Source organism: Vallitalea maricola (assembly GCF_036985595.1).
In the GTDB taxonomy this organism is placed as follows: domain Bacteria; phylum Bacillota; class Clostridia; order Lachnospirales; family Vallitaleaceae; genus Vallitalea; species Vallitalea maricola.
The window spans coordinates 1-24,640 of record NZ_BTPU01000059.1 but is presented as its reverse complement, the minus strand read 5'-3'; the positions used below and the strand labels follow the sequence as shown (position 1 = coordinate 24,640).

The window sequence follows — 24,640 nt, the reverse complement described above, 5'->3', positions numbered from 1 at the left end:
GCGTATGTTTATGTGCGATATTTATTTGAAGTCCAAAAAAGACTTAAGATCACGAATAATGGTCTATAAATAAATGTTTAGTTTCCTAATTCCCACTGCGAAACAAAAATATTTATAAAAAATATCGGAGGTTATTTCATTGGCAAATATTAAATCAGCGAAAAAAAGAATTAAAGTAACAGAGACAAAAACTGCTAGAAACAAAGCAATTAAATCAAGAGTAAAAACAGAAACTAAAAAAGTTTTAGCTGCTGTTGAATCCGGAGATAAAACAACTGCTGAAAAACAATTATTAGTAGCAATTTCTTATATTGATAAAGCTAAAGCAAAAGGTATTTATCACAAAAAAACTGCTGCAAGAAAAGTTTCTCGTTTAGCAAAAGCCGTAAATAACGCATAATTAAAGGGGCTGTCGGAAAATGAGTAATTTCTGACAGCCTCTTCATTAGAAAGACCACTTAATTGGAAAATAATCCATTAAGTAGTCTTTTTCTTTTCATCTATGACGCTGCAATATGACTCATACTATTTTTTGATGTATAAATCGATCAAGTTTGTTGATATTCCTTGCCATTATATAAATCATCAGCTCTTTTTCTATTTTTTCATAGCTCCTATTTGCTTCTCATGTTCCTGTAGCTTAATATACGGCTCTATGTTTTCGCTAGCTAAATACCTTAAAGTCTGCTTCACTGCAGTATCCACTGTTGGCTATTAATTCTTTTATCCTAACACTTGTATGTAAAATATGCTTCTTAACTAAAGGCTGAACGTAAAGATGCTATTAGAATCGCCAATTATGGATTAGATAATCAAACTTTCTTAATCTATAACTTGACAAATTAGCATGTCTTGTCTTAGGCTATGTTCAGGACTTTAACCTGTTAGACTACGTCCATGCTGGGGGAACATAAAGAAAAAGCTGATGTATTTATCAGCTTGTAATCTATAAGCAAACACTATTCTTATTATAATGGTATATTACCATGCTTCTTACTTGGACCTTCCTCACGCTTACTTTTAAGAGATTGTAGAGCTGAGATGATATATGGTCTTGTCATCATGGGTTCTATAACCACATCCACATAACCTCTGCTTGCTGCAACGTATGGATTAGCGAAATTATCTCTGTATTCTTTCACTTTCTGTTCACGCATAGCAACTGGGTCATCAGCATTTTTAATATCTTTGCTAAAGATAATATTTGCTGCACCTTGTGCACCCATTACGGCAATCTCAGCAGTAGGCCAAGCAAGTACTATATCAGAGCCAAGATGTTTACTACTCATGGCGATATAGGCTCCACCATAGGCTTTTCTTAGGATAACATTGATCTTAGGTACTGTTGCTTCACAGTAAGCATATAAGAGCTTTGCACCATGTCTAATGATTCCTGAGTGCTCTTGGGTTACGCCAGGGAAGTATCCTGGTACGTCTGTTAATGTAACAATAGGAATATTAAAACTATCACAGAATCGAACAAATCTTGCAGCTTTATCAGAAGCATTAACATCAAGTGCACCTGCTAAGAATTGAGGTTGATTCGCAACTATACCAACAGTATCATTATTCATCTTAGCTAAACCAACAATGATATTTTGCGCATAGGCTTTATGTACTTCAATAAAGCTATTTGCATCAATTATCTCATTAATAACTTTTCTCATATCATAGGCTTTACTTGGTGTGTCAGGCATGATGTCTACAAGTCTTGAGGATTTTCTATTGGGGTCATCTTGCATATCAAGCTCCATTGGTTCTTCTAAATAATTAGATGGTAAGTAATTAATGAGTCTTCTTACTTCCTTTATACACTCTGCTTCATCTGTATAATTGAAGTGAGCTACACCACTTTTACTTGCATGGACATAAGCGCCACCTAATTCTTCTTTGGTGATCTCTTCACCAGTAACTGTTTTGATAACTTCAGGTCCAGTAATAAACATTTGACTGGTATTATCCACCATGAATATAAAGTCTGTAATGGCTGGTGAATAAACGGCCCCTCCTGCACAAGGTCCCATAATCACTGATATCTGAGGAATAATTCCTGAAGCTTTTGTATTACGATAGAATATCTCACCGAAGCCACTAAGAGCATCAATACCTTCTTGTACTCTGGCTCCACCTGAATCGTTGATTCCAATAATAGGGGCACCGGTTTTCATAGCCATGTCCATTACCTTACATATTTTCTGTGCATGTATTTCACCAAGTGAACCTCCCATTACAGTAAAATCTTGAGCATAAACATATACAAGGCTTCCATCAATAGTACCATATCCAGTAACAACACCATCTCCAGGGGCTTCTACTTTATCAAGTCCAAAATCCGTTGAACGATGTTTCATATAGGCTCCTACTTCAACGAAACTGTTAGGATCAAGCAGCATATCAATCCTTTCTCTTGCTGTCATTTTACCTGCTGCATGCTGTCGATCAATTCTTGCCTGTCCGCCGCCTTGTAATAATTTATTTTTACGTTCATACATATCCTGTATACTCTTATTAATGTTTGACATTGTTTCACCTCCCTGGCAGTAAATATCAAGTTACACGTTATATGATTTCTTGTATTTTTACATATTATATGTTATGCACACGTTTCCCTAACTCTATAAATATAAAATACTTATTCATTTGTAATAAAAGATTTACCAACTTTTGGTGAAAATTACAAGGTAATTATGTTTTACGATAAATGAAATGGAAATATTTTTATTATAGGCTAATCCAATATACGTTGGATTAAATTTAACTATAATAAAGTGATCTTTTTAGCAATTTAATTGATAAAATTAGGGTAATATATCGAACTTAATTTAATCCTCACTCCATGTAGTTGACTAAAAGATCAAGTTCAATATATTAAAGTTGAAATCATATAGAAATTAAAATTCATGTCTTATCCAATTTCAGATATTTTAACTGGTCTTCCTTCATCAAGAGATTTCTTAGCAGCCATAGCTATAATAACAGCATTTAAGCCATCAATACCTTTAACTGGTGTTTCAGTATCGTTTTCAATTGCTGCAAAGAATTGCTTCATTTCTTCTACAAATGAGCCCATGTAACGCTCTAAAAAGAAATAAAGTGGTTTGTCAAATTTTACAGATTCTTCAGTTCTAAGAATAGTATTTGTTTCAGTATCATTTTTAGCTTCAATAGACCCTTTTGAACCAAATACTTCAACTCTTTGATCGTATCCGTAAGCTGCTTTTCTACTATTATCGATAACAACAATAGCTCCATTTTCAAATTTAATGGTAATAACAGCTGTATCAACGTCTCCAGCTTTGCCAATCTCTGGATCAACAAGGCTATCACCTACTGCGTAGACTTCTGTTGCCTCACAACCAGCTTGGAATCTAGCCATATCAAAATCATGGATAGTCATATCAAAGAAGATTCCACCAGATACTTTTACATACTCAATTGGTGGTGGCTCTGGGTCTCTAGATGTAATTTTGATGATATGTGGATCACCAATAACACCAGCTTTTGTTACTTGGTTAATTCTGTTAAAGTTGTGGTCAAATCTTCTGTTAAATCCTACTTGGAATTTAATACCAGCTTTTTCTACAGCTTCTAATACTTTATTAATTCTATCTAAATCATAGTCAATTGGTTTTTCACAGAAAATGTGCTTTCCTGCTTCAGCAGCTTCAATAGAAATCTGTGCATGTGTATCTGTTGATGAACAAACAAGAACTGCATCAATGTCTTTATCTTCTAAGATTTTGTGATAATGAGAATATACATTCTCAATTCCTAATCCTTTTGCCCACTCTTCTACACCATCTAAGCGAACATCTGATACTGCCTTGATTGTTGCGTTAGGAATATGATAAGAAATACTTTGTGCATGAACACGTCCGATACGTCCCGCACCGATAATACCAACGTTCATTTTCTTCATAATATTTTTCCTCCTCTATACACATTCATATAGTTGTGTTATGTACACCTACCGTGGAATTATCCCTCGGTAGGTGCTAGTTATAATAAAATTACTATAGCTTGAATTATATTACTATTTCCTGCTTGTTTTAACTTTTGTGTTAACTCTGTGGTTCTTAAAGACCTGTATTTTCTCTAATATAAGCTCTTGCTTTTAATGCATATTCAAATGGATTTGCAATGGCTGGATCTTGTTCAGCTTCTACTACCATCCAACCTTCATAGTTAGCATCTTCTAATATTTTGAAGATAGGTTTGAAATCAATAAGTCCATCGCCAGGGATTGTAAATGCACCCATTTTTACGCCTTCTAAGAAGCTTAATTTATCTTCTTTAACTTTATTCACAACATCAAGACGAATATCTTTTAAATGAACGTGAGCAACACGGTCAATATGTTTTCTTAAAACTTCATAAGCAACTTCAGCATTACCTTCTGAGTAAGCTAAGTGACCAGAGTCGAATAATAAGTAAACATCATCATTAGTCATTTCCATGAATTTATCCACTTCTTCTGGTGTTTGTACACCTGTTCCCATATGATGGTGGAAAGATACTTTCATACCTTTTTCAGCAGCTAATTTTGCTAATTTGTTCATACCTTGTGTTACTTTTACCCACTCTTCTTCGGTGTAAACAGGTTTTTCATCAAACACTGGTTTCATTGTACCTTGAATACTGTTTCCTTGCTCAGAACAGCCAATCATCTTAGAACCTACAGCATGTAAGAAGTCTCTGTGCTTAATAAAGTTTTCAATGGTTACTTCTTCTGGCTCTGAAGTAAAAAGTGTAGAGAACCATGCGTTACAAATCTGAACACCTCTAAGATCTAAGTAACGTTTTAATACTTCTGGATCTTTAGGATATTTATTTCCAACTTCACTTCCTGTAAATCCTGATAAAGCCATCTCACTAATACATTGTTCAAAAGTGTTTTCTCCACCTAATTCTGGTAAATCATCATTTGTCCATGCAATAGGAGCAATACCTAATTTGACTTTGTTCTTATCTAACATTTCTTTCAACCTTCTCTCCAATTATTTTGTTTATATTATAATGTTAAGGATATAAGAAAGTCTTGCTTTCTATCTTCCTGTAAACTTTTAAGACCAAATCACTTTTTCTAAGAATTATTCCCTTTAAAAAGCGTTTATAATTGAATCATTTCGCTGTTTAGTTTAGTAAATTCCATATATATCTTTTTAATATCTTCTTGCCTTATCAAGTTCAGCCTTAAGCTCTTTTGTAGCGTTTACAACACTTTCTTTTTCTGCTACCTCCGCATTGCCTACACGCCACCAGGACTCATAACCATTGGTCATTGTTTTTGGTAATACTTTGATATCAATTAAAGTGGAAACCTCTTGCTTCTTAGCATCTGCAATAGCTGCTGCTAACTCTTCCTCTGTTCTTACAGAGTATGTCTTACATCCATAAGCTGCTGCATTCATTGCAAAATCAATTTTGACAAGATTATCATCTAAAAGACCTGTCTTAGGGTTTCGATGACGCATTTCTGTACCAAAGCTTCCCATTCCATGACCCATTTGAAGATTGTTGATACAACCAAACTCCATGTTATCTAATAAGATAATGTTAATCTTAGCCCTTTCTTGAATAGAAGTTACAAGCTCTGAGTGAAGCATCATATAAGAACCGTCTCCAACCATAGCATAGACTTCTCTCTTTGGTTCTGCTAATTTAACACCAAGAGCAGCATTCACTTCATAACCCATACAGGAATATCCATATTCCATATGATAGGTGTTAGGCTCTTTTGGACACCATACTCTTTGCAGGTCACCTGGTAAACTTCCAGAAGCTCCAACAACAACAGCACTGTCATCCAATAACTCATCAAGCATTCCTATAACTCTTGTTTGTGTTAAGCTAGAACCCAACATTTCTTTGTATTCTTCCATTTTATCATCTAGATGACCTGCTACTTCTGGTACAAAATCATTATTATACTTAATATTAAACAAACGATTAAGTTCCGCTTTCCACTTATCTTTTGCATCTGCAATTTCATTATTATAAGCTGACTTGTAGCCTTCGGCTTCTAATCGGCTTTCTAAAGCTTCTAAAGTTGCTTTTGCATCTGCAACAACTTTAACAGCATCTAACTTATAAGCATCAAAGGAAGCTACATTAATATTAACAAAATCAACTTCAGGATTTTGGAATAACCATTTTGAAGCAGTAGTAAAATCAGTGTATCTGGTACCTATTCCAATAACAACATCTGCATCTTTCGCTAAAATATTGGATGCTAGGTTACCTGTTGTTCCAATACCACCCATATTTAGTTCATGATCCCATACGACAGCACTTTTTCCTGCTTGAGTCTCACCAAATGGTATGTTGAATTTCTCAGCAAAAGATTTTAACGCTTCTGCTGCCTCGGAGTATCTTACACCTCCACCACATACGATGAAAGGCTTCTTCTTACCTTTCATAACATTTACAGCATCATCAATCATGGCTCGTGTTGGTACTCTTCTTTCTATACGATGCACACGTTTCTTGAAAAAGCTTACTGGATAATCATAAACTTCACCTTGAACATCTTGTGGAAGCGCTATTGTAACTGCCCCTGTCTCAGCTGGATCTGTAAGAACACGCATTGCATTAATCATAGAGAACATTAACTGCTCTGGTCGACTAATACGGTCCCAATACTTGCTTACCGCTCTATATGCATCATTAGTTGTCAATGTTAAATCATTAAATTGCTCAACCTGTTGAAGCACTGGATCAGGTTGTCTCGTAGCAAAGGTATCACCAGGCAATAATAAAACTGGTATTCTATTAGCTGTAGCTGTAGCTGCTGCAGTCACCATGTTAGCAGCACCTGGCCCAACTGATGAAGTACACGCATATATCTGCTTTCTATGCTTCTGTTTTGCATAACCAATTGCTGCATGTGCCATACCCTGCTCATTACGTCCTTGATGGACAATTAAACCCCCACTATCTTGCTCCAATGCCTGACCTAGGCCAACAACATTACCATGCCCAAATATTGTAAAAATACCCTTTACAAACTTTTGCTCTTTCCCATCAAACTCTACATACTGATTATCAAGGAACTTAACTAACGCCTGAGCCATGGTTAAACGGATTGTTTCCATTTACACTTACCTCCTTAACCTTCTTTTTCAAAAAACATTTTTTTACATGTCTTCCGAGAACTGCTAATATCTAAACTTATTATTTCTGTGACCAAACCTCTGCATTCTCATCCAACAACCATTCATGCTTAGACTCAAAAGTACGGTCTTTTAACCAACGTTTTACTTTAATATGGGGAATCATCCAAACATAATACATAGCATAACCTGGTGCTGAACACTGTGGATGTACCACATCACTTGTTATACAGGATGTGCTCTTATGATGAACTTTATAAGCTTCTTCCCCAATAACACTAACACCAAAACCTGTTTCTGGTAAGAAACGATAATGATATACCTCTGGTTGTATATGGTAATGAGGAGGATAGGAAGACCATTTACCAGGATGATTAATCACCTCTCCAATTACCAAATTGGAATAAGGAGCAATATCATCATCTATAATCGTTCTTACTGTTCTCATGGATGTATTATCCATTACATCTTTTCCAAACACATCACTTACACAATCTTCTTGCTTATAAAGCTTAGCTTCAAAAGCATTATCATTATATACTGCCTCATAGCATAACTCTGATTCTGCTAATCCAGTAATCGTTACTTTTTCATCTTTTGGAAGATGTAAACAAACTGGATTTTCATCAAAGCAGCTCTCTCTTTTAACCGTTTCCTTTTCTCCAGCCCATTCAAAAGTTACTTCACCTTCAATAAGTAAAATAGCTCTTTCTTTGGACTCCTTATTCTCATATACCAAACCATCTCTTACACGTATAATTCCAACATCCAGCTCCATATCGCTGTGCTTACCATCTAACTCAGTAATTGAATTATAACCGTATTCAAATTCTTCATTTTGATGAACTACCATTTAATCCATTCCCTTCATTAAGAATAGCCTACCATCCCAAAAGCTTATATTTCTCACGAATAACTTTTTTTATTTCTTCCATAGGCTTTTTGAAAAATTTAATTCTGTCAAACTCTTCTGTATGAGCATTCATTTCATTACGTAATGTATAACCATATGCCATTCTAAGAGCTGTTCCTATATTAACCTTACCTATACGATAAGTGGATAATTTTGTTAAATCTTCATCAGTAAGTCCTGTTGAACCATGTATAACCAAAGGTACATCTGTTACATTTTGAATAGCTTCCAAACGATCATACTGAATCTTAGCATCTTGAATCTGCATTCTATGCAATGTACCAACAGCAACTGCTAAAGCATCTACACCGGTTTCTCGAGCAAACTTCTCCGCTTCACTTGGTTCTGTATAAATTGCCTTTGCTTTAATTGTTGGATCATTATACCCTACAGATCCTATTTCTGCTTCAACTGATACATTCCATGCATGAGCTAGACGTACAACTTCTTTGGTATTGGCTATATTTTCTTCCAATGGTAATTGGGAACCGTCATACATAACGGACGTATACCCAGCACTTATAGCTTTAGCACATAATTCATAATCTTTACCATGGTCAAGATGTATACATACAGGTACATGTGTATCTTCTCCCATAGCTCTATATAAAGCAGCTTGATATTTTAAATCCATATGGGCAACTGCATCTTTATTGGACATTAGGATAGCAGGTGCATTTAATTCTTCAGCTATTTCAATGACCATCTTAGCATCTTCATAACCAAAAACATTAAATCCTGGAATAGCTTTTTTGGCGCCAGCTGCTTCTTTCACCATTTCTACCATATTGACTAGCATGTTGTCACTCCTTCTACCTTTAAGTTATTTTCGATTTACTACTACAAGATATCTATCATTCAACTATTCTTTATTTAGCTAAATCTCCAAATAACTCTTCATCTGTAGGAATAACTTCCGCGATTGGTGAAGATACCCAAGTTACATTGATGAAATGTTTCCATGTAATATTTTCAGAAGCTACGTTGCCGCCCCAAGTACCACAACCAAGTGTTAGTGTAAATGGCATACCATTATCCCAGTTACCACTATTGGCATAGCATTGTGGTTGTCTTACCATAATACGGCTTACCTTTACTTTATTACCTAATACCTCAACACGTCTTTCATCTGTTGTATGAATTCCGCATGAATGTCCTGCACCTTGGTTTCCAGTAATGTCATTAACTTTAGCTACTGCTTCATCAAAATCTTTTACTTTATATAAGGTTACAACAACGGACATTTTCTCACCTGAAAATGGGTGGTCAGGTCCAACCCCTTCTTCTTCAACCATTAAGAATACTTCATTTTCTTCAATTGTAATACCTGCAAGATCAGCTATTTTATTAGCAGGCTGAGCAACGATATGGCGGCTTAAATGTCCATCTTCCCACATAGCATTTTGTAATTTTTCTTTCTCTTCACCTAATGCTAGGTGTCCACCTTCTGCTTTTAAATTAGCTACTAATTCATCGTATACGCTTTCTACAATAACTAATGCATTCTCAGCTGAACAGCTTGTTGCAAAATCAAAAGTCTTACTTAATTTGATTTTATGTGCTGCATCTTTCAAATTAGCAGTTTCATCAACGATAACTACAGCGTTACCAGCTCCAACACCATATGCTGGAGTACCAGATGAATAAGCTGCTTTAACCATTCCTGAACCACCTGTAGCCACAACTAAATCACATTGCTTCATAAGCTCGTTACTAAGATCAAGTGATGGTTCTTCGATTGTAATGATTAAATCTTCTGGAGCATCATATTTTTTAAGGGTTGCTCTCATTGTATCAATAATTAATTTATTTGTTTTCTTTGTACGAGGATGTGGTGCAAATACGATTGCATTTCTTCCTTTGATAGCGTTCATTGCTTTGATAACTGGTGTAGCTTCTGGGTTAGTACAAGGTACTAATGCTCCAATGACACCAACTGGTTTAGCAAACTTGATAAGGCCTTTTTCTGGAACTCTTTCAATGACACCAACTGATTTACAATCTTTCATATCTCTAAGAGCACCACGAACTTTTTTCATTAATTTGCCGTATTTACCTTCGTAATTACCAAGTTGTGATTCTTCAATTGCTAAAGCTGCTACTTCTTTCGCCTTATCTGGTTGAACAATCTCCCAAGCTATTGCTCTTACTAACTCATCGACACGTTCTTGTGAATAACCTTCTGCTATTTCCTGTGCTGCTCGAGCACGAGTAATAAATTCACTTACCATTGTTTTTGCATCTGACATATCTAATTCCTCCCTATTTTAAATTGATTAGAAATCCATGTAATTCATTTGCTAAATCCTTACCCAATGGGATATCTTGCAAAAAACATCAAATTAATATTTAAGCCGATTCTTATATATTCTCTACATCATAAGCTTTTTCACCATCATATTGATCAATAAATCTCCTAATTTTATCAATACCTGGCATAGCATCTGAACAACTGTGGCTTGAAACAACGATGGATGCTGAGGCAGCTCCAATTTCCATAGCTTTTCCGGGATCGTATCCTTGCATTAATCCATAGATAAAACCACCTGCATAAGAATCTCCTGCTCCAAAAGTCTTAACTGGAATAACTGGGAATACTGAACCAGTGAATTTATCCCTTTCTAGGGTATAAGCATAAGAACCTTCTTTTCCATGTTTGATAACCATGATCTTGGCATTAAAATCAAACCATTTTTTAGCCGTTACAAAATCATCTTTATTACCAGGATTTGAGAACATTTCTAACATATCAAACTCTTCACGAGTACCAATGATAACATCACATTTCTCTGCTAATAAACTATAATAGATAGCTGTCTCTTCAACAGATTTCCATGTGTACGGACGGTAATCAATATCAAAGAATACAACTGTTTTATTCTTTCTAGCAAGTTCTACGGCTGCAAAACAAGCTTCTCTAGATGGACTAGCTGCAAGAGCTGTACCTGAAATAAGTATGGCTTTGGAATTCTTGATATATTCTTCCTTGATATCACCAACTTCTAATCTTAAGTCCACTGCATCAGATCGGTACATTAAGATGCTGCAATCAGTTGGAGACTTAATCTCTGTAAAAGCAAGTCCTGTCTTAGCTCCTGACTTATCTATAACAACGCTTGATGAATCAATATTATTATCTTTAAGATAATTGGTAATGAAACGTCCTAACTGATCATCAGCTACTCTCCCAATAAAACCCGCTTTTAACCCAAGTCTTGATATAGCAACTGCAATGTTTGCTGGCGAACCCCCTAAGTATTTTGTAAATGTAAGAGTTTCTTCCATTGGACGATGAATTTCATTTGCATTAAGGTCAACACCAAGACGACCCACAGCAATTAAATCCAGTTCCCTATCCTTTTGAAAAACTAAGTTATTCATAATTTCTTCTCTCCTTTTCACCTATTTAATGGCTGCTAATTATGTTAATCTACTAATCTATCTCATAAACCAATAATGGTTAAACGTTTTCTCTCGCCCAAAAAAATACCCATTACTGGGTTTTTGCTACTGAATCTCTAATAATCAGACTAGGTTCAAAAATAATATTATCAAGACCAGCTACAGATATATCTTCTGGCACCTTTATATTAATATCTTCTAACTTCTCAAGAGCCCCAATAGCCATTAGATCGTTGCAGCATGCAGTTGCTGTGGATAAGAATCAATAGGTATAATATAGTCGCTTAGAACATTGATATAACCTTCTATTTATTTTATCTTGCAACATAGATATAGAAATTACGAATTTGTTAAAGGACGTGAAAACATTAAATCCAGCATCAAACCCTTATATACCAATAAATAAGTAGAATAGAAATGCTGCATATTAATACTAAGGACATGTTGAAAGTAATTTCAATCAGTTAATTAGCACTAGATGTAGCATTGTTTTATACTATGGTCTTATTAATTCGTTTGTTTCAAAAGCTTGCTTACACTGATATGCAATTTCAGTTGTTTTCGTTCCATCGTATACAGTTACTTCTGGTTTTCTGTTTTCTCTAATACAGCTTATAAACTCATTGATTTCTTCAATATACGCTTGTTCAAATCTCTCTAAGAAATCTTGTGAACACTCTCTTCTTACACCATGTTCATCTAATATTTCAACCATGTTTTTCTGTGGTACACTTGCTATCCTAAGTGTTGCTTTAGTTCCAACTATTTCAGTTTCAACATTATAGCCATGAGGTGCTGTTCTTCCAGCAAATAAGAATACCATAGCGTCATTCTCCATTTGCATAAGAGCTGAAACGTTATCTCCATCCTTATATTTACCAAACTCTTCATGAGCATAGCAACCACCAATAGCATGAATAGTCTTTGGCTCTGAATCAAGCATCCAACGCGCTAAATCAATATCATGAACTGCCATATCAATAAATTGTCCACCACTGTGACCAGCATAAGCTATAGCACCTTCAATACAGCTCTCTGGATCTTGGCTATATCCTCTGAATAACACAACTTTTCCAATTTCGCCATTTTTAATTTTCTCTCTTGCATAAGCATAAGAAGGGTCATAACGTCTCATGAATCCAAGCATGAATACTAAATCAGGATACTTTTCAACAGCTGCTTCAGCAACTTTACATTCTTCAACAGAAGTACCTAGAGGTTTTTCTGAAAATACATGTAATCCTGCTTCTAATGCATTTGCAATTTGAGTTGTATGAAGAGCGGAAGGAGATGTAATCACAACCGCATCTAATTCTTCATTTTTAATCATTTCATCATAATCAGTATAGCTATATGGTATGCCCCATGCTTTTACTGTTTCATTTAATTTTTCTTCATTTTTGTCACAAAGTGCTATAAGTTCTGCACCTGGAATTTTAAAAGCGATATTCTCTGCATGCTGATAACCTAATCTTCCTAAACCAATTGCTCCAATTTTTATTTTTTCCATCATCTATGCTGTTACGTAGGGTACGGCTTAAATATTCATTTCTACTTAATTTATAAACTACTAGAAATTATCTTTTACATCGCCCTAACCGTAACAACTTTCACCTCCTTAAATTATAACGATTGATATTAAGTTAATTCTTAATGCAAACGTATTTTATATTTCTATAATTATTTTTTCTTTTTATTTTTACGCATATCGATGACAACGGCTCCAACGATGATAACACCCTTTAAGACCTGTTGATAATAACCACTAACACCTAACAGGTTCAGTCCGTTATTCAAGATACCCAGTATCAATGCACCAACTACAGCTCCCCATATTGTACCGATACCACCTGAGTGAGAGGTTCCACCGATAGTGGTCGCTGCGATTGCATCAAGCTCATAGGATACACCCATACCTGGCTGACCCGTGTTAACTCTTGCTGAAAGCACAAAACCTGCAAGACCAGCTAGTAAACCTGCATAAGCATATATTTTAATTAAGTTTCTATCTACATTGATACCTGAAACTTCCGCCGCATGAACATTTCCGCCAATGGCAAATATATTTTTACCAAAACGTGTATGATTCAGCATAACAAAAGTGAATATAACCATGATGATATAGATAATTACAGGAACCGGAATTCCCCTAAACCCTCCAATTGAGAAGACATATTCTTGACCAAACCATTGGTAAGCATCTGTCAAAGTAGATACCGGTCTACCATTGGAGTATATTTGAGCAAATCCTCTAGCTGAAACCATCATACCAAGTGTTGCTATAAATGGTGGTATTCCTGTCTTAGCTATTAACGTTCCATTAATGATACCTGCAATAAGACCAACTAATAATGCTGCAACTATAGGTACGATTACATTCATTTCAGGAAGATTAGGAAACATCTTAGCTTGCCAATCACCTCTTTGACCTAAACTAGCTGCTACTACAGCTGCAACGGCCAATATAGAACCTGAAGATAAGTCAATACCTTTTGATATAATAACTAATGTAACACCTAATGATATAAGACCTATAACTGAAATTTGACGAACAACATTAAATAAGTTCTTAGACGTTAAAAATACTGGTGATAAAAAGCTCATCATAATAACCATCAATACGAGCACAAGAACTATACCGTATTTTCCTAATAACTCTTTTGCAACACTTTTATTACTCGTCGACTTTTTTGTAATATTAATAACATTTCCTGGTGCTGTTTCTGTTTTCTGCTTCTTAAGCATAAAAAGTCCTCCCTCTATATAATCTTTCTTAATAACATAAGTTAGTGCTTCTATTACCCTACACTATCCGTAGCATATTGCATTATTTTTTCTTGATCTGCATCTTCTCTATTAATTGTTCCAGTAACTTTACCTTCATGCATAACAACAATGTTATCGCTCATACCTAATATTTCTGGTAACTCGGAACTAATCATAATAATAGATTTTCCTTGACCTGCTAACTGTGTAATCAAACTGTGAATTTCTGATTTAGCTCCAACATCAATCCCTCTAGTTGGCTCATCAAGTATTAGTATTTCTGGCTGAGTTAATAGCCATCTTGCAACTAGTACTTTTTGTTGATTACCACCTGAAAGGTTCTGAATCTGTTGATTTAAGTTAGGTGTTTTAATACGAATTTTCTCTTTGTAATCTTTACATTCACAAACGATTTTTTTATGTTGTATGAATTTTAAAGGTGAAAGATAGTCATCCATATTAGCAATAACCATATTATCCTTAACACTTAACATAGGGAAAATTCCTGTCTGTCGTCGATCTTCCGTTAAAAGTGCTAATTTATTTTCAATAGCTACTTCAGGCGATTTAATATCAACTTCTTTTCCATCGATGAATATTTGACCAGACGTTTTTTTCCTAATACCAAATATGGTTTCAATAACTTCTGTTCTTCCTGCTCCTACTAGACCTGCGATTCCAAGAATTTCACCTTTTCTTATACTGAAGGAAACATCATTAAACACTCCTTCTACGGTTAGTCCTTCAACTCTTAATTTTTCTTCACTTATTTCACATTTTATCTTAGGAAACATTTTATCTAACTCTCGACCAACCATTAAACTTATCAGCTTATTTGTATCAAGATCTTTTGCTTCATGAGTTGCTACGTATTGTCCATCTCTTAAAATAGTAATATCATCAGACACTCTAAATATTTCATCCATCTTATGAGATATATAGACAATTGCCGCTCCCTCATCTTTTAATTTCGCCATTATTTTAAATAATTGTTCAACTTCTCTATCTGTTAAAGCAGATGTAGGCTCATCCATAATAACGACTTCAGCCTTATATGAAACAGCCTTTGCAATTTCAATCATCTGCATCTTTGCAACGGTTAGATTAACCATCTTTTCTTTAGGATCTAGCTCTAGTTCTAAATCGTTCAAAAGATCTTTGGTTAATTCGTACATTTTATTATGATCAACGAAAATTCCTTTTTTAGGCTCTCTACCTAACCAAATGTTTTCCATGACTGTTCGATGCAATACTGGACTTAACTCTTGATGAATCATGGATATTCCCATATTAAGAGCAGTATTGGTATTTGTGATATTTGCTTTTTTACCTTTATATACGATCTCACCTGATGTTGGTGGGTGAATTCCAATAAGACATTTCATTAAAGTTGACTTTCCCGCGCCATTTTCGCCCATTAATGCATGTACACGACCCGGTTTTAATTTAAAATCAACACCAGCCAACGCTTTGACACCTGGAAATATTTTAACGATATTCTTCATTTCCAAAACATATTTACTCACATGACTACCCCCTTAGTGTTTATTTTGTCAGTTTAATCTAATATTTATTGCTTTTTATAATTTAAATAGACCTAATATTCAATCTATTTTTTCCAAATCAGGACTCAATTAGAGTATCTATCATAAAGACACTCTAATTAAATCACTTCCATTTACATTAAGTTTATTTAATAAACTCATCTATATTCTCTGGTGTAACTAATTTGAAAGGAATCCATTTTTCTTGTTCTGGTTTATCGCCTTTAGCAGCTGAATAAGCTAATTCTATAGATCCACCACCTTGACCAGAAGCATCTTGGAATACTGTAGCGGATAAGTCACCATTTTTCAAAGCATTTAATCCATCAGGTGTTGCATCAACACCAACTACAAGGATATCATCTCTACCAGCATCTTTAAGAGCTTGAACAGCACCTAGAGCCATATCATCATTATTAGAAGCAATAGCTTTAAGGTCTGCACCAAAGCGATTTAACCAGTCTTCAGTCTTCATCATACCTTCATTACGTTGCCATAAACCGGTTTGTTTATCAACAATTTCAATCCCATCATATTTAGCCGCTATTTCTTCAACACCTTCAGTTCTCTTAAGAGCACCTTCGTTGTCTAATTTACCCATTAAGATAGCGATTTTTCCATTTCCGCCTAATTTCTCAGCTAAATGCTCCATTTGCATAAAACCAGCTTTAATTTCTTCTGAACCAACATAGTAAGCACCTTCTGGTAAGTTTCCAGGATTTCTATTTACATATACAATTGGAATTTCAGCTTGTAATGCTGCTTGAGTAAGTGGATCAGCAGCACTTGTATCAACAGGTACAATTACGATAGCATCTTTTTGCTGAACAACAAAGTTTTCAACTTGATCCATTTGTTTTGCCATATCTTCTTTTGCATCTGTATATTCAACTTCAAGTGCAATACCATCTTCTTGTAACTTCTTAGCATACTCTTTCATACCATCCATCATGTAAGTTAAGAACGTATCATCAAAATTTGCAATAGAAACACCAATAGTCATTTTTTTCTCTTTCTTAGCACATCCTGCAAAAGCTAATGAACTAAGTACCATAACTCCAATAATCACCATTGTTAATATTTTTTTCATAAATATAAAACCTCCCTTTTTTTACATAAATTTAGTATCCTCATTTGGAACACTTCTTTCATGGTTTAGTTAAATTATGCCGTAAAATTAACCCCATTTTAAGGGGTTAATTTTTTAGACAGGGGGTAAATTTTTTATGTTGTGGTCAAAAAAATTTCCCCCTCGTTATTATGCTATTGCATTTCTTGGATACCACTGAACAGAAAATCATGTACGCTGCCAACGTATGCTAAACTATACGTTTTTTATATTCTGTTGGATTTACCCCTTCTACTTTTTTAAATATTTTAGAAAAATACTTTCTATCGGTAAAGCCTACTTTATTTGCTATGCTGTTGACTGTTTCATCTGTATGCTCTAGTAAGTATTTTGCTTTTTTGATACGGGTTGTTTTTAAGAAGTCCACAAAAGATTCCCCTACTTCTTGTTTAAAAAGATGACTAATGTATGCCATGTTCATATTCACACGTTCTGCCACCATACTTAGGGTAATGTCCTTCATATAATTGCAACTTACATAATTTATAATTTCTTTAACAATTTCATGAGAAATGGTTGTTTCTTTTGTTTCTGACTTAAAATAATGGGCAATGTCTTTTACAACAACCATGATTATCTCTTTTAGTTCAAAGATCGTTTCACTTTTTTGTATTTTTTTAGTCAAAGATCCATCTGTTAGTTGTTTCATTTCAATATCATAATTCTCACATATTTTTTCTAAAATAATGTGAATTTTTAGCCAAAATTTAATAACTTTATTAGGAGAAATCCTTTTAGTTTTAGCTTGGGCTAATATACCATCGATAAGCTCTTCAAGCTTTAACATATTGCTTTCTTTTACATACTTACGTATAAGTTTTTCTAAGTTTTTTACATTGATTGACTGACTGTTATTAGTGATCGTTTTACTGTCACTTGTCCAGTAGATTTTATTACCCCCATTATAAAACTTAATAAGAATCGTAATAAGGGCTTTTTCGTAAAGATTAAATAAATCTAATAGCTTATTTGTTTTTTCAGTAATAACAGTACTTATGTTTACATCAAAATAGCGATTAATACTATCTCTTATTTTATGAGAAAGAGTATTAAGCTTTTCGATTATAACAAGCTCACTTTTCTCATTTTCAAAACTAACAATAATGGCTATATGCTTACCACCTAAATCCACAACTTCACCCTCGGCTATACCCAACAAAACTTCTTCTAAGACATTTCTAACAGAAAAGTTGAATAGTTTTTTATTATGTCTATCTGCTATTTTATTAATGACATCTTCATAATTATCAATCTCAACTAATAATAAGACATTGGAATACCGGGAAATATTAATGGATAATTCGTCGATTAATTGTTCAATTTTATTTTTATTAATGATGATACCTCTAAGTATCTGCTGAAGGTATTCCTGCTTCAACTCCCACATTCCCCTATTTGCCCATCTTTTTAACTGTTGGCTTTCTTGTATTTCAACCTTTTCTTTGTCTATCTCAACTTTCATTTGATTCAATACCACTAGTAACCGCTCTTCGGTGACAAGATTCTTCAGTATATATTCCTTAGCACCAAACTTTAAGGCTTCTTTCACATATTGAAAATCATCATGACAGCTTAAAACAATGACCTTACAGCGACTATTTTGTTCTTTTAATTCTTTAATAAGATCCACACCATTTTTGATGGGCATACCAATATCTACTATAGCTATGTCCGGGTTTAATTCATTTATTTTCTCTAAAGCTTCTTCTCCATCAATTGCCTCACCAACAATCTCTAAACCTGCTTCTTCCCAATTAATCATTTGCTTTAGTAAGACTCTTACAGGAAAATCATCATCTACCAGCAAAACCTTATACAATCCTTATCCCTCCCTTATTCCAATTCTTCTTCTGACTTGAACAGAGGTAATTTAATCATAGCTTTCGTACCATGTTTTTCGTCTAATATATACGTTAACCCATAACCTTCTCCAAAATACAGTTTGATTCTTTCATCCACATTATTAACGCCGATACCACTGAATTTTCTAGATTTATCAATTTCTCCAGTGAAAATTTTCTCAACGGTTTCCTTTGCTATCCCTCTTCCATTATCAATCACATAAACAAAAAGATCGTGATCTTCAGTATATGCTCTTACAGTAATTTTGCCTTGTTTATGACGCAAATCAAGTCCATGCTGCAAACTATTTTCTACAAGAGGTTGTAAAATTAATTTTGGCAATAGACATGCTTTTACATCCTCATCAATTTCATATTCCATCATAAAGGCATCATTATATCGAAACTGCTGTAATTTGATATAATTATTAACTTGATGAATCTCTTCATCTAATGTTACGTAGACATTTCTTTTACCTGCTGTGGCTTGAAGTAATTCGATAAGGGAGCCTAGCATATTACTTACAGTTTTTGAACTTTGAATTATAGCTACACAACGTATTGAAGTCAATGTATTATATAAAAAATGAGGTGTTATCTGAGATTGTAATGCTTTCAGTTCTGCTTCCTTTTTTTGATATTTTGTTTTATAGACCTCATTGAATAGATGATTAACTTGTTCCGTCATGCTATTAAAGCCTTTTATAAGAACACCCAACTCATCCTTCCTCTCTGAAGGTATTTGAACATCAAAATTACCTTGTCCAACTTCCTTCATTAATTTTTTCATTTTGTAGATGGGTCGATAAATATCCATAGTAAGTATATACCATAATACACCTACAGCGACTAACACAATAAGTGTTGAGATGAGAGCAACGTATTTGATATCTTTTATATCGGATATAATTATTTTTTGAGGAACCATATATACCATTTTGTATTTTGTTAATCGACTGACATAATAGGCTATAAGCGTATTTTCCCCATTTACATCGATTATATTGAAACCTTTTGTACTGTATGTTTCTAACATACTTTTTTCCAATGTAAAGTGTTCACCGATTTCATCTTTTTTCTTAGTGGACACAATAATATTATCACTATTTAATAATAATACATCATCTTCAAGATGGGCACTCAAATCATTTAATAAACTAAAGTATATTTTTCGTTCGTCCACATTGGCTATGACAATGCCAATGACTTCATCTTCATTTGGATCATATATTTTCTTCTTAATAGTAAATAAGTTTTTATCTTTTTCTATAATATTATTTTTATATTCAAATGTTTCAATCCAGTTATTTTGAGCAACCTTAGGAAGTGGTGTTCCTAGCTTGTCTAGACTATCAATATATATACTTCTTTGCTCATCAAAAGAAGAGATTAATTTCTTTTCATCAGGTAAATATAAATAAACACTATCCAAAAAAGTATCCAATAAAGCATGATTATGTAACAATTTCTTTATTTTTTCATCATCCTTTTCTCCAATAGCTTCTCTTAACTGATTATTAAATGTAAAATTGACTAGATTATAATAAGTGTTCATAAAGAGCTCATCCACTTTTTCACTATTTCTTTTTAAGTTAAGTAGAGTGGAATTAGCAGTAGTTTTATTAATAATTTTGACAGATCGTAGATACAACATACTTGTTATTAGAAATATCGGAATAATACTTAGACATATACACCCTAAAATAAGTTTGGTACGAATACTCTTAAATATATTCATAATACCCTCCTATCTATACATCATTAAAATTATCCATCATATGCTAAATTCAGAGAACTTTCCCATAAGAAAATAAAAGGAGCTGTCAAAAAAGTATTATGCAACAACCCCTTGCATGTTAAAGAAATAGTGCTTTCTATGCAGTACATATTTCCTGTGATAGAAAACTAGTTGCTATCCTCATCTCTTGTATCTTCTACAATTATTACTTCATTATCTTCTTCAAGCTTTTGTTTCTCATTTTCCAGACGTTCTTTCTCTTTACGTTTCCCATAAAAAAATGCAGCGATTGCAGTTACCATCAAAACACTTTCAACACTTCGTGTCTTGGTTTGATCAAGTTCTATCTCCGTAACAATCTGAAATAAGCCTGTACCAATATATATGAGAGCAACCCCTATAACTACAGCTCTCCAATGTTTTTCTATAAAATTTTCAAATTTCTCCTTCATGCTAGCCTCCTTTATTGTTTTGCACTATTCGCTTATAGTTTTAATATTATTACAGAATAATGTATATTTTATCATAATATTCTAATGTTGAACAGGGTGTCTTTAGAGAAGAATATTGTCAAATATGGTAATACAAATGAGTATATTCATTTATCATTTAAAAAGGACTATCGGAAAATAAAAAACCCCGCAACGAAAAAGAGAGCAGAAATAATTAAATTTCGCTCTCTTTTTCGGATATAAATCATCATTCCTCCATAAAGCTAAAAACCAATCAGCTATACTTCATTATAACAACTTCCACACCAATCCTAGCATCAATTTTACCTATCTTAATATTACTATCCGTCTCCAAACAATCCTTCAAAGCTTCTTTCAAATTATCTACCGTCAAATTTCTACCCTGTCTCAAACATTCTCTAACAATAAACGGAGCAAGCTTAATCCTGCTCCCTATATCCCTCTCACTCAATCCTTTTTCCTGCAACAACTTACTTTGTAGAATTAATCTGAATTGACGTATGAGCATAAATAATATTCTTCCTGGAGGCTCTTTGGCAATTATCATATCATGATATAACAATACTGCTCTTTCTCTTTTATTCTGCCCCATAGCACTTACCAATTCAAAAATCTTATTCTCTATACTCCTTGTACATATTTCATCAATGACTTCCTTTGTCACTATATCTTTATCTTTACAGTACATAACAACTTTTTCTAATTCATTATTAATACTAGCCATATCAGTTCCAACTGTCTTTAGGAAATGTAAAGCTACACTTTTTTCAATTTTTTTCCCTGAACCATGCAACTTCTGTCCAACCCATTTTACCAAATCATTTTCAGACATCTTAGTAAAACTAGCCACATAACCGTTTTTATTTATTAGTTTATATAACTTACTTCTTTTATCTATTTCCTCTTCCAAAAAGATTACTGTTGTTGATTCTGGTATATCTGAAATCCTATCAGCAATGGTATTTGAATTATTGTTCTTCCCTTTAAATAATTTAGCATAGCTGACAACAATAACTCTTCTCTCTGCAAAAAAAGGCAAAGTCTCAATTGCATCAAATAACTTATCAACACTCATATTACTTTTGTCAAAATAATCATAATTCATAGTAGGGTCAGTATCAGCCAACAACCCATCAATTAACTTTTTTAGATATATATCTAACAGATATTTTTCTTCTCCATAAAATAGATATACATTGTTATATTCATTGTTTTGTAGTTGTTTTTTTAAACCTTTCATCTTTTGCTCCTAAACTCATTTTATTCCCAAAAAAATCTGTTTCTTACTGTAATATGTACTGATACCCATATTATACCCGTCTGTTTTAATGGTAATCGCTCCATCTGTTGATGTATTGAATATGGGTATATCATAGTCCAAATACCGCTCTAGTACTTCCTTATGAGGATGTCCAAATCTATTGTTCCTACCAGAACTTATTACAGCTAATCTTGGCATAACATATTCAATGAATTCCTTTGTTGATGAACTGTTAGAACCATGATGGGGTACTTTAATTATATCACTGTTTAAATAATCTGTATATTTATTGTTAATTTTTTCTTCTTCTTGTTTCTCTATATCACCAGTAAAAATTTCATTATAAGCTTTATATTTTAGCTTTAATACCAATGAATAAGCATTATTATTATGAAACTCAGTTGTCTCTCTAAGAGGATATATAGTTTCAAATGAAATATATTTGTCCCTTATTACATTTTTCTCATTCAGGTATACTATATTGATATTTTCCTTAGTAGCCCTATCAATCAGCTCTTTTAGCAGAATATCTTTTTCCTCTTTGTTTTTATAAGCATACGGCAATACAATGTTATCTATCTCAAAATAATCTATTAACTCAATTAAACCTCCAACATGATCTCTATCACTATGAGTCATTATTAGGCAGTCAATTTTGCTTATACCATTATATTTCAGATAAGGTCTTATGATATAATAACCTGTGTCTCTATCTGTAGTTTTCTTTTTGAGATTTCCTCCTCCATCAATAACATACACTTTCCTCTCAGGTGAAATTACAACTGCACTATCTCCTTGCCCTATGTCCAAATGTACTATTTTAAGGGGTTTAGGACTAATATAAAACACAAAATTCAATATTACCAATAGACAAGCAACTATTGTAATACGCTTCTTAAATGCTTGTTTATTTACTTTTTCATAAGCTAACATTGATATCAGTATCAATATTATAATAAACAAGATAAGATTAATAAGCTTGGGCTTTCCAATTGTGATAGTGCTAAATGGAAGACTTCCTGCAGATTCACAGCACAAGTCGTAAAAGTTAAGTATATAAAATATGATTCCAGAAATTAATTTACCAAAATAAATGGATATAGAACCAACAACAAGTCCAATAAATCCAAATAAAACAATTATTGACATAAGAGGTACTACCAAGATGTTGACCAACACAGAATATATATGCAATTCATAAAAGGTTAGAAGCATAACAGGCATAGTACCAAGTGTAGCCGCTAAACTAACATTAAAGGTTGCTAATATCTTATTACCTCTTTTATTATATAATTCATCAAGTGCTGGCTTTATTGCTATTATACCTATAACTGCTGAGAAAGATAATAGAAACCCTGCATCCCACAAATTATAAGGATTAATCATAAGTATTATTATTGCAGCAGTACAGATAGATGAGTATATATCATATGTCCTTCCAAAGAAGTATGCTAATAATATTATTGAAAGCATAATTACAGCTCTAATTGTGGAAACACTGGCTCCAGTTAAAATTAAGTAGAATACCAAAAAGCATATAGTGAATATTACACCCTTCTTTTTAGATATCAATAAACATATCAAACTAAAGAAACCATACCCAAGGATTGCTATATGCAAACCTGATATAGCTAAAATATGAGAAATACCAGATTCGGAATACTTATTCTTTGTATCAATAGATAAATAAGTTTTTTCTCCTAAGATCATGGCTTTCATTAGGTTTGCTTGATTTTCTGGTAGAATACTATCATACACCTTGACCCATTTATTTCTAATAAATGATAATCTCTTATTCATAGAATACTTAATCTTAGATAAAATATTCATTTTTTCATTATCTATTATTTTATATTCTTTCAAGAATAATTTATATTTTATTCCCCTTATCCTATAATATTTTACTTCGTCAAATTGCCCCTGATTGGTCGGTTTACTCAGTTTATTTAACTCTCCACTTATATTAATATATGAACCTATATCTATATTATCAATACCTGTACCATAAACCTTGATATTAACTTTATCTGTATAGGTTTTATCCTCTATAATAATTTTCTTGGTAATAATATTTAGTTGAGTCTTATCTCCCTTGCTGGTAATATTATCTATATATCCTTCTGCAACACAAGATACCGCATCATCAAATATCTTATCTATTGCATTATTACTTGATTGTATATAATTACAAATATTTATGTACGCCAAAAAGCATATCAACGGAAAAACAAATACACCCTTCCATGAATATGTTTTATATAGAATGATAGATAATATGATTGTTATACCAAGTAATAATATAACCAATAATAAATCTTTTACATAATACCCTGTTAGGATTCCTGTAAGATAAAAAATACAAATAAAAACAGCAGGCCTTTTCATATACCCATTTTCTCCCCAAAGCCCTCTCAAAACACCACTAAAAAAACAGAAAAATATTTTCCACTCCTTTGTATAT

General features: G+C 33.3%; 18 protein-coding genes and 1 pseudogene. 1 reads left to right on the top strand and 18 read right to left on the bottom strand.

The genetic code is table 11. The annotated features are described in order from the left end of the window. The first annotated feature begins 139 nt into the window (after positions 1-139). Entirely contained in the window at positions 140-400 is a 261-nt protein-coding gene (gene rpsT, locus AACQ14_RS16350; protein ID WP_339364662.1) for a 30S ribosomal protein S20, read from the top strand. 568 nt (positions 401-968) lie between these two features. Here rpsT and AACQ14_RS16345 read toward each other — a convergent pair. From AACQ14_RS16345 to AACQ14_RS16260, 18 genes and pseudogenes are all read right to left on the bottom strand, one after another. Then, complete coding sequence (locus tag AACQ14_RS16345; RefSeq protein WP_339364661.1) at positions 969-2,522, bottom strand: acyl-CoA carboxylase subunit beta; 1,554 nt, start codon at positions 2,520-2,522, stop codon at positions 969-971. A 383-nt stretch (positions 2,523-2,905) separates the two neighbouring features. Beyond that, complete coding sequence (gene iolG / locus AACQ14_RS16340) at positions 2,906-3,919, bottom strand: inositol 2-dehydrogenase (protein WP_339364660.1); 1,014 nt, start codon at positions 3,917-3,919, stop codon at positions 2,906-2,908. A 157-nt stretch (positions 3,920-4,076) separates the two neighbouring features. After that, on the bottom strand, positions 4,077-4,976 hold the full coding sequence (gene iolE / locus AACQ14_RS16335; RefSeq protein ID WP_339364659.1) for a myo-inosose-2 dehydratase: 900 nt from the start codon (positions 4,974-4,976) through the stop codon (positions 4,077-4,079). Between the two features lie 186 nt (positions 4,977-5,162). Further along, positions 5,163-7,094, bottom strand: a complete 1,932-nt coding sequence (gene iolD / locus AACQ14_RS16330; RefSeq protein ID WP_339364658.1) for a 3D-(3,5/4)-trihydroxycyclohexane-1,2-dione acylhydrolase (decyclizing) — start codon at positions 7,092-7,094, stop codon at positions 5,163-5,165. Between the two features lie 79 nt (positions 7,095-7,173). Next, on the bottom strand, positions 7,174-7,965 hold the full coding sequence (locus AACQ14_RS16325; RefSeq protein ID WP_339364657.1) for a 5-deoxy-glucuronate isomerase: 792 nt from the start codon (positions 7,963-7,965) through the stop codon (positions 7,174-7,176). A 28-nt stretch (positions 7,966-7,993) separates the two neighbouring features. Beyond that, on the bottom strand, positions 7,994-8,824 hold the full coding sequence (locus tag AACQ14_RS16320; protein ID WP_339364656.1) for a class II fructose-bisphosphate aldolase: 831 nt from the start codon (positions 8,822-8,824) through the stop codon (positions 7,994-7,996). A 70-nt stretch (positions 8,825-8,894) separates the two neighbouring features. Then, positions 8,895-10,274: an aldehyde dehydrogenase family protein gene (locus AACQ14_RS16315; RefSeq protein WP_339364655.1), complete on the bottom strand. Its 1,380-nt coding sequence runs from the start codon at positions 10,272-10,274 to the stop codon at positions 8,895-8,897. Between the two features lie 112 nt (positions 10,275-10,386). Then, positions 10,387-11,406: a 5-dehydro-2-deoxygluconokinase gene (gene iolC / locus AACQ14_RS16310; RefSeq protein WP_339364654.1), complete on the bottom strand. Its 1,020-nt coding sequence runs from the start codon at positions 11,404-11,406 to the stop codon at positions 10,387-10,389. A gap of 112 nt (positions 11,407-11,518) precedes the next feature. Next, positions 11,519-11,668: pseudogene (locus tag AACQ14_RS16305) on the bottom strand (substrate-binding domain-containing protein); the annotation flags it as partial. Positions 11,669-11,923: 255 nt separating this feature from the next. Beyond that, complete coding sequence (iolG, locus tag AACQ14_RS16300) at positions 11,924-12,940, bottom strand: inositol 2-dehydrogenase (protein WP_339364653.1); 1,017 nt, start codon at positions 12,938-12,940, stop codon at positions 11,924-11,926. A gap of 167 nt (positions 12,941-13,107) precedes the next feature. Then, positions 13,108-14,172: an ABC transporter permease gene (locus AACQ14_RS16295; RefSeq protein WP_339364652.1), complete on the bottom strand. Its 1,065-nt coding sequence runs from the start codon at positions 14,170-14,172 to the stop codon at positions 13,108-13,110. A gap of 53 nt (positions 14,173-14,225) precedes the next feature. Then, a complete protein-coding gene (locus tag AACQ14_RS16290; RefSeq protein WP_339364651.1) occupies positions 14,226-15,719 on the bottom strand; it encodes a sugar ABC transporter ATP-binding protein in 1,494 nt (497 codons plus the stop codon). A 163-nt stretch (positions 15,720-15,882) separates the two neighbouring features. Beyond that, complete coding sequence (locus tag AACQ14_RS16285; protein ID WP_339364650.1) at positions 15,883-16,827, bottom strand: sugar ABC transporter substrate-binding protein; 945 nt, start codon at positions 16,825-16,827, stop codon at positions 15,883-15,885. 229 nt (positions 16,828-17,056) lie between these two features. Then, positions 17,057-18,685 (bottom strand): response regulator transcription factor, encoded by a 1,629-nt coding sequence (locus AACQ14_RS16280; protein WP_339364649.1) that lies wholly within the window; start codon positions 18,683-18,685, stop codon positions 17,057-17,059. A gap of 14 nt (positions 18,686-18,699) precedes the next feature. Further along, positions 18,700-20,445, bottom strand: coding sequence for a sensor histidine kinase (locus AACQ14_RS16275; protein ID WP_339364648.1), 1,746 nt, complete (start codon positions 20,443-20,445; stop codon positions 18,700-18,702). Between the two features lie 167 nt (positions 20,446-20,612). Then, a complete protein-coding gene (locus AACQ14_RS16270) occupies positions 20,613-20,897 on the bottom strand; it encodes a hypothetical protein (RefSeq protein WP_339364647.1) in 285 nt (94 codons plus the stop codon). A 274-nt stretch (positions 20,898-21,171) separates the two neighbouring features. Further along, complete coding sequence (gene holA / locus AACQ14_RS16265) at positions 21,172-22,158, bottom strand: DNA polymerase III subunit delta (RefSeq protein WP_339364646.1); 987 nt, start codon at positions 22,156-22,158, stop codon at positions 21,172-21,174. Positions 22,159-22,173: 15 nt separating this feature from the next. After that, the gene (locus AACQ14_RS16260; protein ID WP_339364645.1) at positions 22,174-24,564 is read right to left on the bottom strand and encodes a DNA internalization-related competence protein ComEC/Rec2; all 2,391 of its coding nucleotides are present in this window, start codon (positions 24,562-24,564) and stop codon (positions 22,174-22,176) included. Between the last annotated feature and the right edge of the window lie 76 nt (positions 24,565-24,640).

What these genes read in the sequence shown, in the direction of transcription:
- AACQ14_RS16345 (WP_339364661.1), bottom strand. Translation starts at nt 2,522, where the DNA reads ATGTCAAACATTAATAAGAGTATACAGGATATGTATGAACGTAAAAAT.
- iolG (WP_339364660.1), bottom strand. Translation starts at nt 3,919, where the DNA reads ATGAAGAAAATGAACGTTGGTATTATCGGTGCGGGACGTATCGGACGT.
- iolE (WP_339364659.1), bottom strand. Translation starts at nt 4,976, where the DNA reads ATGTTAGATAAGAACAAAGTCAAATTAGGTATTGCTCCTATTGCATGG.
- iolD (WP_339364658.1), bottom strand. Translation starts at nt 7,094, where the DNA reads ATGGAAACAATCCGTTTAACCATGGCTCAGGCGTTAGTTAAGTTCCTT.
- AACQ14_RS16325 (WP_339364657.1), bottom strand. Translation starts at nt 7,965, where the DNA reads ATGGTAGTTCATCAAAATGAAGAATTTGAATACGGTTATAATTCAATT.
- AACQ14_RS16320 (WP_339364656.1), bottom strand. Translation starts at nt 8,824, where the DNA reads ATGCTAGTCAATATGGTAGAAATGGTGAAAGAAGCAGCTGGCGCCAAA.
- AACQ14_RS16315 (WP_339364655.1), bottom strand. Translation starts at nt 10,274, where the DNA reads ATGTCAGATGCAAAAACAATGGTAAGTGAATTTATTACTCGTGCTCGA.
- iolC (WP_339364654.1), bottom strand. Translation starts at nt 11,406, where the DNA reads ATGAATAACTTAGTTTTTCAAAAGGATAGGGAACTGGATTTAATTGCT.
- iolG (WP_339364653.1), bottom strand. Translation starts at nt 12,940, where the DNA reads ATGATGGAAAAAATAAAAATTGGAGCAATTGGTTTAGGAAGATTAGGT.
- AACQ14_RS16295 (WP_339364652.1), bottom strand. Translation starts at nt 14,172, where the DNA reads ATGCTTAAGAAGCAGAAAACAGAAACAGCACCAGGAAATGTTATTAAT.
- AACQ14_RS16285 (WP_339364650.1), bottom strand. Translation starts at nt 16,827, where the DNA reads ATGAAAAAAATATTAACAATGGTGATTATTGGAGTTATGGTACTTAGT.
- AACQ14_RS16275 (WP_339364648.1), bottom strand. Translation starts at nt 20,445, where the DNA reads ATGAATATATTTAAGAGTATTCGTACCAAACTTATTTTAGGGTGTATA.
- AACQ14_RS16270 (WP_339364647.1), bottom strand. Translation starts at nt 20,897, where the DNA reads ATGAAGGAGAAATTTGAAAATTTTATAGAAAAACATTGGAGAGCTGTA.
- holA (WP_339364646.1), bottom strand. Translation starts at nt 22,158, where the DNA reads ATGAAAGGTTTAAAAAAACAACTACAAAACAATGAATATAACAATGTA.
- AACQ14_RS16260 (WP_339364645.1), bottom strand. Translation starts at nt 24,564, where the DNA reads ATGAAAAGGCCTGCTGTTTTTATTTGTATTTTTTATCTTACAGGAATC.